An 8,849-nucleotide genomic window follows, 5' to 3' on the forward strand; every position below is an offset into this window, starting at 1 on the left:
GGGGGCGATGACAATGGGCTTCATGCTGCCGGCACGCGGTTTGCCGGGTGGCCTGTCGGTCGGCGATACGGTGACATTCAGCGTCCAGGAAACCAGCGACGGCGTGTACCGGATTACCGCCATCGCCAAGGTCGGGGGAACCCGATGATCGCGAAACTGATCCGGTGGTCCATCACCAATCGCTTCCTCGTCCTGCTGGCAACATGCATGCTCACCGCCTGGGGCGTGTGGTCGTTATCGCGAACGCCGCTGGACGCAATCCCCGATCTGTCCGACGTCCAGGTCATCATCCGGACCAGCTATCCTGGGCAGGCGCCGCAGATCGTCGAGAACCAGGTGACGTATCCGCTCACCACCACGATGCTGTCGGTGCCAGGTGCGAAAACGGTACGCGGATACTCATTCTTCGGCGATTCATTTGTCTATGTCCTGTTCGACGACGGCACCGATCCATACTGGGCTCGTTCGCGGGTACTGGAATACCTGAACCAGGTGCAGTCGCGGCTACCGGCGCAGGCCAGGACAGCCCTTGGGCCGGATGCGACCGGGGTAGGGTGGGTTTATGAGTATGCGCTGGTCGACCGCACGGGCAAGATGGACCTGTCGCAGTTGCGCGCCTTGCAGGACTGGTTCCTGAAGTACGAGCTCAAGGCCGTGCCGAACGTCTCCGAGGTCGCGAGCATCGGCGGCATGGTGCGCCAGTACCAGATCGTACTCGACCCGGACAAGCTGCGCGCATATGGCATTCCCCACTCCCGCGTTATCGAGGCGGTGCAGAAGGCAAACCAGGAGACCGGTGGTTCGGTCCTTGAGCTGGGCGAAGCGGAATACATGGTGCGCGCGTCCGGCTATATCAAGTCGCTCGATGATTTCCGCAATGTGCCGTTGACGACGACGGAGGCAGGCGTGCCGGTGCGAATCGGCGATGTCGCGCGGATCCAGGTCGGCCCCGAAATGCGGCGCGGGATCGCGGAGTTGAATGGCGAGGGCGAAGTCGCCGGCGGCGTGATCATCATGCGCTCGGGGAAAATGCGCTTGAAACCATAGCCGCGGTGAAGGCGAGGATCGAGCAGCTGAAGCCAAGCCTGCCGGCGGGCGTGGAAATCATGCCGGTGTACGACCGCTCCAAGCTGATCAGGCGTGCCGTGACCAATCTTGAGCACAAGCTGATCGAAGAGTTCATTGTCGTGGCCATTGTCTGCGCCCTGTTCCTGTTCCACCTGCGCTCCGCGCTGGTCGCGATCATCACGCTGCCAATCGGCATATTGATCGCGTTTATCGTCATGTACTACCAGGGCGTCAATGCCAACATCCTGTCGCTGGGCGGGATCGCGATCGCAGTGGGCGCCATTGCTCCTCGCCCTGAAGCTGTTCCCGGGGATGCGCGCGATTCCACGCTTCGATGTGCTTATGCGCGTTTTCGATCATCACCACAGCGGCGTCGACCATGGCGCCCACTGCGATCGCGATCCCGCCCAGCGACAGGATGTTGGCATTGACGCCCTGGTAGTACATGACGATAAACGCGATCAATATGCCGATTGGCAGCGTGATGATCGCGACCAGCGCGGAGCGCAGGTGGAACAGGAACAGGGCGCAGACAATGGCCACGACAATGAACTCTTCGATCAGCTTGTGCTCAAGATTGGTCACGGCACGCCTGATCAGCTTGGAGCGGTCGTACACCGGCATGATTTCCACGCCCGCCGGCAGGCTTGGCTTCAGCTGCTCGATCCTCGCCTTCACCGCGGCTATGGTTTCAAGCGCATTTTTCCCCGAGCGCATGATGATCACGCCGCCGGCGACTTCGCCCTCGCCATTCAACTCCGCGATCCCGCGCCGCATTTCGGGGCCGACCTGGATCCGCGCGACATCGCCGATTCGCACCGGCACGCCTGCCTCCGTCGTCGTCAACGGCACATTGCGGAAATCATCGAGCGACTTGATATAGCCGGACGCGCGCACCATGTATTCCGCTTCGCCCAGCTCAAGGACCGAACCACCGGTCTCCTGGTTTGCCTTCTGCACCGCCTCGATAACGCGGGAGTGGGGAATGCCATATGCGCGCAGCTTGTCCGGGTCGAGTACGATCTGGTACTGGCGCACCATGCCGCCGATGCTCGCGACCTCGGAGACGTTCGGCACGGCCTTGAGCTCGTACTTCAGGAACCAGTCCTGCAAGGCGCGCAACTGCGACAGGTCCATCTTGCCCGTGCGGTCGACCAGCGCATACTCATAAACCCACCCTACCCCGGTCGCATCCGGCCCAAGGGCTGTCCTGGCCTGCGCCGGTAGCCGCGACTGCACCTGGTTCAGGTATTCCAGTACCCGCGAACGAGCCCAGTATGGATCGGTGCCGTCGTCGAACAGGACATAGACAAATGAATCGCCGAAGAATGAGTATCCGCGTACCGTTTTCGCACCTGGCACCGACAGCATCGTGGTGGTGAGCGGATACGTCACCTGGTTCTCGACGATCTGCGGCGCCTGCCCAGGATAGCTGGTCCGGATGATGACCTGGACGTCGGACAGATCGGGGATTGCGTCCAGCGGCGTTCGCGATAACGACCACACGCCCCAGGCGGTGAGCATGCATGTTGCCAGCAGGACGAGGAAGCGATTGGTGATGGACCACCGGATCAGTTTCGCGATCATCGGGTTCCCCCGACCTTGGCGATGGCGGTAATCCGGTACACGCCGTCGCTGGTTTCCTGGACGCTGAATGTCACCGTATCGCCGACCGACAGGCCACCCGGCAAACCGCGTGCCGGCAGCATGAAGCCCATTGTCATCGCCCCCCACTGGAGGCTGGGGATCGGGCCGTGCGACAGGGTGATCTCGTCCTTGCCGATCTGCTCGATCTTGCCCTCACCATGGTGGACTACTGGCGCGGGGGCTTTTCCCTGCGCCGGCGGCCCGACATCGCTCATGTGGGAAGTAGTCGCCTTCAGGCTGGCCTCGGAATCGATCAGGAACTGGCCGGAGACCACTACCTTCTGGCCTGCGTCCAACCCGTTGCGGATCTCGGTTTGCCCATTCGCTTCCGCGCCGGTCTCAACGTCGGCTGGCACGAACTTCCCATCCCCCTGTGCGACCATCACCACGCTTCGCGTACCGGTCTGGATTACCGCTTCCGATGGAATCAGGAGGACATTCCGTAGCGCGGGCGTGCTGAGGTTTATCGAGGCGAACATTCCCGGCGCCAGCTGCCTGTGCGGGTTTGGCACCACGATCCTCGCCTTGAGGGTGCGTGTCGCAGCACTGACCTCAGGCAGGATTGCGTCGATCTTTCCCGTCACGACTGTCCCGGCCAAGGCTGCCGGCCGCACCTCGACCGGCGTACCAGGACGCAACGTGGCTGCGAGATTTTCCGGTATCTCGGCATTGACCCAGACGGTGTCCAAACCGTTTATTCGAAATAGCAAGGTGCCGGCGGCGACAGTCATTCCCTCGCGCGCGCCCAGTTCCGCAATCACGCCGCCCGACGGCGCGGTGATGGTGACCCGCGAATGCATCCTGCCTGTCGATTCCACCAGGCGCACCTGGGCTTCAGTCATCCCCGCCAGCCGCATGCGCTGGCGCGCCGCGGCAAGCAGGTCGGCGCCGCCTTGCATACGCGTGACCGACAGGTACTCCTCCTGCGCGGCGACCCAGTCAGGCACATATAGTTCCGCCAGCGCTTGTCCCTTTCGCACCACGTCCAGCGGCGCGCGGACGAACAAGCGTTCAAGGAACCCATTGCTGCGCGCTTGCACCAGCGCGACGTCGCGCTCATTGTAGGTAACTGTCCCAACAGCTGCAATTGGCTTTGACAGACTTCCCCTTGTCACCTCGGCGGTGCGGATTCCGAGGTTCTGCTGGACGCGGGGACTGATGCTGACCGTGCCTTCGTCACCGGGCTCGCCGGCGTACACAGGAACAAGCTGCATATCCATGAATGGCGACTTTCCCGGCTTGTCGAATTTCTGGCCGGGTACCATCGGGTCATGCCAGTACAGGATCCTCCTGCCGGTAGACGGATCGGTTCCGGCTACGTTGGTGCCGGCGGCTTCTTTGGCGCCTCCTAAGGAATGGCCGGCGACCGCACGCCCGCGCTCCACGCCAATCCGGTACAGGCCGTAACCGCCCGCGGCGACGACCGCGACTGCAAGCAAGGCAATCAGAATTCTCATGTTTTTCATCGTGTTCACCGCGGCTCCTGTTGTTTCGAACGCTCGGGGCCGCTGGCCCTCGGCGCGAGGAAATTGATCTGGGCCCAACGCCGCGCAGTGTCGGATTCAAGCTGGAGCGCCTGGATCCTTACCTCGGTCTCGTTGCGGCGTGCCGCCAGCACATCCGGCAAGCTCGCCTTGCCGCCGCCGTAGGCAGTGACAGTCGCGCTGGTACGCGCCTGGGCCAGCGGGATCAATGCGGACCGGTACCGCGCGAGGCGCGCGCGATTGTTTTCCCATTCCTGGATGGCGCTTCGGGTCTCCGCGACGTAGGCGCGCAGCCGCTCGTCCCGTTCGGCTTTCGCCTGCTCCACGGCGGCCAGCCTGGCCGACAACACCCGGTCCTGGCGCTTCTTCCGGTCCCACTGGAGCGGAACGGACACGCCAACCGACACCATGTCGGAGTAAGCGTCGCCGCGCTGCTGATAGGCGACTTCAAGGCTCCAGTCCGCCCTTCGTTCGGCTTGGGCGAGCCGGGCGTCAGCTTGCGCAATCTCTTCCTGTTTCTTCTGCACCGATATCTCGGGATGACGTTCGAGTTGCGGTTCGAGCTGGCCCGGCTCGATGCGAAGCGTGTCGATATCCGGCTTCCCGTCCAGGGGCGAGCCGGCTGCGTCCCCAACCCAGCGCCCCAGCATCGTGGTTGCGTTTTGCACCCTCCGCTCGCTTTCGCTGGCCCGATCGTCGAACATGGCGACCGCCGCGCGCGCGACGAGCAGATCCGCCTGGGTGCCCCGCCCACCCCGATATGCACCCTCCGCAGCGTCCAGTTCGTTCCTGGCCTGGGCTCCCTGCTCCGCGATTGCCTTCGCAACGGTTTCCGCATAGTAACGATCGAGCCAGGCCAGCGCGGTGTCGCGTTCGATCGCGGCCCTGGCAAGTTCCTGCTCCGCGAGCGTCTTCTCCGCTTCGCGTTCGAAGCGCCCGGCCCGCAGGTTCCGCTTCTCCGTGCGCGTAAGCTCCTGCATGACGCCGACGCGGCGCATGGTCATGAAGTCACGGCTCAAGCTGAAGCGGTCGTCGCCGCGGATGGGAACGTTATCGACGCCGGCTTTGAGGATCGGGTCGGGCAGCTGGGACGCGGCCACCGCCATGTCGCGCGATGCCGCGACCGCGTGGTCCTGGGCGATCAGCTGGCGCGACCGCGAGAGAGCGATGTCCTGCGCTCGCGCCAGCGTCAACGGCGCCTCCGCAGCATGGGCGGTGGGGGCCAGGACAAGTGACAATAGAGTAAGAAGAACGACGCTTTGAGCCGGACAACGAGTCGAAGTGCGGCCCGCATGGGCCGGTGAAAGAAGTAAAAACATGGAACCTCCAGACAGCACGGAACAATACCGCTGCAAACTTCGCGGCGATGATGGACGAGGCGGCCTGGAGGATCAGATTCGGAAACAGCAGTGTCGTATTGAAGCGGGCGGCGATGTGATGCGCGTGAGCGAGGAGGATTGTCCAGATGCGGCTGGCGGTGCATATTCCGCCTCCACAAAAACGATCGCTTGCGCCAGCGCGAGCGGCATGAAGGGCTGAACCGGAGGCACCGTGGGTTTGTCAAGTGACTGATTGCCCACCTGCGCGTGTGCATGGCACAAGTTCGGCTGCTCCATGTCCATCGGCTCGCTGCAGCCTGGCATGTCCTCCATGCCGGGCGCGCGCGACGATGTGTGCGCGCCCGAACGCCCCGCGAGCAGGTTCGGACAGGCGTACGCCGCCACCGCGAGCTGCGTGAACAGCAGGCAGACGAGAGCTATCAGGGCAGCAATGGCGCGGGATCGTCTGGAACGGATCATTTCAATCAGCGTCTATCGTGTTAGCGATGCGGGAACGTGGTGGAAGCTACGCAACAATACGTGGTTCCCCTTCCATATCGATAACACAATATACACCTGTAGTGGTTTAGTTTGCCCGGTCGCAGTGCAATTTCACGGTAAGGGCGAAGAAGCGTAATCCGGATTCTGAATGCATTCCTTGACCTGTTCAAGCTGCAGGCTCGCGACCAGCTTTCCAGTCTTGGACGCGTGCATTGCCATGCTCCAGTGACCGACGACGGACAGCAGCTGCGCCTGATCGCGAGAATTTTCTATACGGGCGATAAGCTCCGCCGCCATCAGGCCGATATGCTCGTTCGCGCTCTTTATCATCATCTGTTTGGCGGTGAGAAGGTGTGCGGCCGGCGCGGCCTCAGTCGGCACGAGGACTTCCGCTGGTCCGCCATCGCCCGACGCTTCGATGAGATCGAGTTGGATCAGCAGCGCTACGACAGCCTCCAGCTCCAGGCGGTTGAACAGGGTTTCAATATCGCTCAGTCGCTTGCGGCCATCGAGCATGATAAGAACGCCGCGCTGCTTACCGCCGAGGCCGAGCTTGCGCTTTGCAAGCTCAGCCCTTCCCTTCTCCGTCTTTCGAAAGACTGCACTGCGCAAACTCGAACCGTTGCTGAACATATCGTTCTCGGGAAACCTGACTTTGCGATGTTACAGTGCAATTATTACGGAGATATGTCATGTCAGCCGAGGCGCATCGGTGCGCGGTCGTATTTTCCATGGGGCGCGGTTTAATGTCGCACTACACCTTGCCTCGACGATAGTCAGCCGTCAGTGGTTGGAACGAATGCCCACACTCGTTCCTTGACACATGCGCGGCATCGCCGCGCCAAGCCGTCCGTGCCGGATATGGCTTCAGCGAAAAATTCCTTGTCGGCCGGCCAGTATTCGCCGCAGGATGAGCAGCGCTTCTCCTTGTCGTTATAGTAGACCGTGGCAACGCGCTGATCGGGACGCTCCTGCATGATCTCTGCTCCCTAAATTCGTTCGAAGATGGCGGCGATTCCTTGTCCGCCACCGATGCACATCGTCACAAGCGCGTACCGTCCGCCCGTGCGATGCAATTCTTCGATTGCCTTCACTGTGATGATGGCCCCGGTCGCACCCACCGGATGCCCCAGTGAAATACCCGATCCATTCGGATTGACCTTGGCCGGATCGAAGCCGAGTTCGCGGGCGACGGCGCATGCTTGCGCGGCAAACGCTTCATTCGATTCGATCACGTCCATGTCCGCCACCGACAGTCCCGTCCTTTTCATGACCAGCCTGGTCGCCGGCACCGGCCCCAGGCCCATGTACATGGGATCGACGCCGGCATGTGCATAGCCGACCAGCCTGGCCAGCGGTGTCAGGCCCAGGGCCTGCGCGCGCGCCGCGTCGGCCAGCACCACGGCCGCGGCGCCATCGTTAATGCCGGAGGCATTTCCTGCCGTCACCGAGCCGTCCTTGATGAAGGCCGGCCGCATCTTCAGCAGCGACTCGGCCGTGGTGTCAGCGCGCACATGCTCGTCTTCGACAAACATGCGCGCCCCTTCGCGGCCGGGGATCGGCATCGGGACAATCTGGCGCACAAAATAGCCGGCCCCGATCGCGTGCCGGGCACGCCGCTGGCTTTCCAGCGCCAGCGCATCCTGCATGGCGCGCGTGATGCCGTAGCGCTGGGCGATATTTTCCGCGGTGATTCCCATATGAACGCGCTTCAAGGGATCGTGCAGGATGCCGCTCATGAAATCCACCATGGGCGTATCCCCCATGCGCGCGCCCCAGCGTGCTGCCGCTACCAGGTACGGTCCCCGGCTCATCGATTCCGCGCCGGCGCCGATTGCAATATCTGTATCTCCCAGCTTGATCGCCTGCGCTGCCGACACGATTGCCTGCAGGCCCGAACCGCACAAGCGGCCCACGTTGCAGGCCGGCGTCTCATGCGGCAAGCCGGCGCCAAGTGCGGCCACGCGGCTCAGGTAGGCGTCCGCAGGCTCGGTGGGAACCACGTTTCCCATCACGACATGACCAACGTCGGCGGCCGCCACACGCGAGCGCTGCAAAGCACCGGCCACGGCAGTCGTGGCCAGTGCCGACAGCGGCACATCCTTCAGCGAGCCGCCAAACGTCCCTATCGCCGTCCGCGCGTAGCCGACCACATATACGTCACGCTGTTGCATTTTCACCCCGGGTTGACTGCTGTAAATGAGCAAGCATCCCACGTCGCCCGCCGCGGCACATCGTCGCTTTCGACGAAAATCGCCTCCGTCGAGCCATAGTGTGGCGGCAATGCAAAAACGCAAAATGGCGCGGTCTCCGGACATGCCGGAACAGCTATCATGGTGCGCAACGATATGCAAAGCCAGAGCGTCCCATGCCCTCCGTGTCCAACCCTGCACTGTTTTCAACCAAGATCACACCGCCGGCCATCGTGCCTGGACAGGTCATGCGGCCGGCGCTGTCCGATTTGATCTGCAACGTCAACACGGCGAAGCTGGTGCTGGTGCGGGCCCCCGCCGGTTTCGGCAAGACCACGGCCATGATCCAGGCGCGTGCCCGCTTGCAGGAAGCCGGTGTCGATACCGCCTGGCTCACTCTCGACAGCGCCGACAACGATGCCTCGCGTTTCCTCGCCAGCCTGGCCATGGCGACCGCGCACATGGCGATGTACCCTGGGGCGCCATCGGCGCCGCTCGACACCATCGCGCTGCTGGCGGTGCACACGTCCCCGTTCGCCTTGTTCCTCGACGAGTTCGAAGCCATCCAGGAGTCCGCCGTCCTGAACCTGATGCGCGAAATTATCGACCACCTGCCCCGCGGCAGCCAGATCGTCATC

At 62.9% G+C, this 8,849-nt stretch carries 7 protein-coding genes and 3 pseudogenes; 3 read left to right on the plus strand and 7 right to left on the minus strand.

Going from position 1 to position 8,849, the window contains the following annotated elements:
- Window positions 1-13 precede the first annotated feature (13 nt).
- Together D3872_RS27360 and D3872_RS03380 are read left to right on the plus strand one after the other, a co-directional pair.
- The gene (locus tag D3872_RS27360; RefSeq protein ID WP_370660942.1) at window positions 14-148 is read left to right on the plus strand and encodes a copper-binding protein; all 135 of its coding nucleotides are present in this window, start codon (window positions 14-16) and stop codon (window positions 146-148) included.
- Window positions 145-1,350, plus strand: a pseudogene (locus tag D3872_RS03380) (efflux RND transporter permease subunit); the annotation flags it as partial. The gene D3872_RS27360 and the pseudogene D3872_RS03380, both read left to right, overlap by 4 nt.
- On the opposite strand, the pseudogene D3872_RS03385 reads toward D3872_RS03380, so the two are convergent.
- The 7 genes and pseudogenes from D3872_RS03385 to bktB form a co-directional block, all read right to left on the minus strand.
- A pseudogene (locus D3872_RS03385) lies at window positions 1,348-2,655 on the minus strand (efflux RND transporter permease subunit); the annotation flags it as partial. The pseudogenes D3872_RS03380 and D3872_RS03385 sit on opposite strands and share 3 nt — an antisense overlap.
- Window positions 2,652-4,181 carry an efflux RND transporter periplasmic adaptor subunit gene (locus tag D3872_RS03390; protein ID WP_119809482.1) on the minus strand — a complete coding sequence of 510 codons (1,530 nt, stop codon included), beginning with the start codon at window positions 4,179-4,181 and terminating at the stop codon, window positions 2,652-2,654. The gene D3872_RS03390 and the pseudogene D3872_RS03385, both read right to left, overlap by 4 nt.
- A gap of 5 nt (window positions 4,182-4,186) precedes the next feature.
- Complete coding sequence (locus D3872_RS03395) at window positions 4,187-5,518, minus strand: TolC family protein (RefSeq protein WP_119809477.1); 1,332 nt, start codon at window positions 5,516-5,518, stop codon at window positions 4,187-4,189.
- 72 nt (window positions 5,519-5,590) lie between these two features.
- Complete coding sequence (locus D3872_RS03400) at window positions 5,591-5,998, minus strand: hypothetical protein (RefSeq protein ID WP_119809478.1); 408 nt, start codon at window positions 5,996-5,998, stop codon at window positions 5,591-5,593.
- Window positions 5,999-6,130: 132 nt separating this feature from the next.
- Window positions 6,131-6,652, minus strand: a complete 522-nt coding sequence (locus D3872_RS03405; protein ID WP_119809479.1) for a hypothetical protein — start codon at window positions 6,650-6,652, stop codon at window positions 6,131-6,133.
- A gap of 143 nt (window positions 6,653-6,795) precedes the next feature.
- The gene (locus D3872_RS03410; protein ID WP_119809480.1) at window positions 6,796-6,996 is read right to left on the minus strand and encodes a hypothetical protein; all 201 of its coding nucleotides are present in this window, start codon (window positions 6,994-6,996) and stop codon (window positions 6,796-6,798) included.
- A gap of 12 nt (window positions 6,997-7,008) precedes the next feature.
- Window positions 7,009-8,193 (minus strand): beta-ketothiolase BktB, encoded by a 1,185-nt coding sequence (gene bktB / locus D3872_RS03415; protein ID WP_119809481.1) that lies wholly within the window; start codon window positions 8,191-8,193, stop codon window positions 7,009-7,011.
- Window positions 8,194-8,387: 194 nt separating this feature from the next.
- Between bktB and D3872_RS03420 the strand changes: the two are divergent.
- Window positions 8,388-8,849: pseudogene (locus tag D3872_RS03420) on the plus strand (LuxR C-terminal-related transcriptional regulator); the annotation flags it as partial.

It is taken from the genome of Massilia cavernae, assembly GCF_003590855.1.
Taxonomy (GTDB): domain Bacteria; phylum Pseudomonadota; class Gammaproteobacteria; order Burkholderiales; family Burkholderiaceae_D; genus Telluria_A; species Telluria_A cavernae.

Excerpts from the sequence above, each read along its gene's own strand:
- D3872_RS03390 (WP_119809482.1), bottom strand. The coding sequence starts at position 4,181 with ATGAAAAACATGAGAATTCTGATTGCCTTGCTTGCAGTCGCGGTCGTC.
- D3872_RS03410 (WP_119809480.1), bottom strand. The coding sequence starts at position 6,996 with ATGCAGGAGCGTCCCGATCAGCGCGTTGCCACGGTCTACTATAACGAC.
- D3872_RS27360 (WP_370660942.1), top strand. The coding sequence starts at position 14 with ATGGGCTTCATGCTGCCGGCACGCGGTTTGCCGGGTGGCCTGTCGGTC.
- D3872_RS03395 (WP_119809477.1), bottom strand. The coding sequence starts at position 5,518 with ATGTTTTTACTTCTTTCACCGGCCCATGCGGGCCGCACTTCGACTCGT.
- D3872_RS03400 (WP_119809478.1), bottom strand. The coding sequence starts at position 5,998 with ATGATCCGTTCCAGACGATCCCGCGCCATTGCTGCCCTGATAGCTCTC.
- D3872_RS03405 (WP_119809479.1), bottom strand. The coding sequence starts at position 6,652 with ATGTTCAGCAACGGTTCGAGTTTGCGCAGTGCAGTCTTTCGAAAGACG.
- bktB (WP_119809481.1), bottom strand. The coding sequence starts at position 8,193 with ATGCAACAGCGTGACGTATATGTGGTCGGCTACGCGCGGACGGCGATA.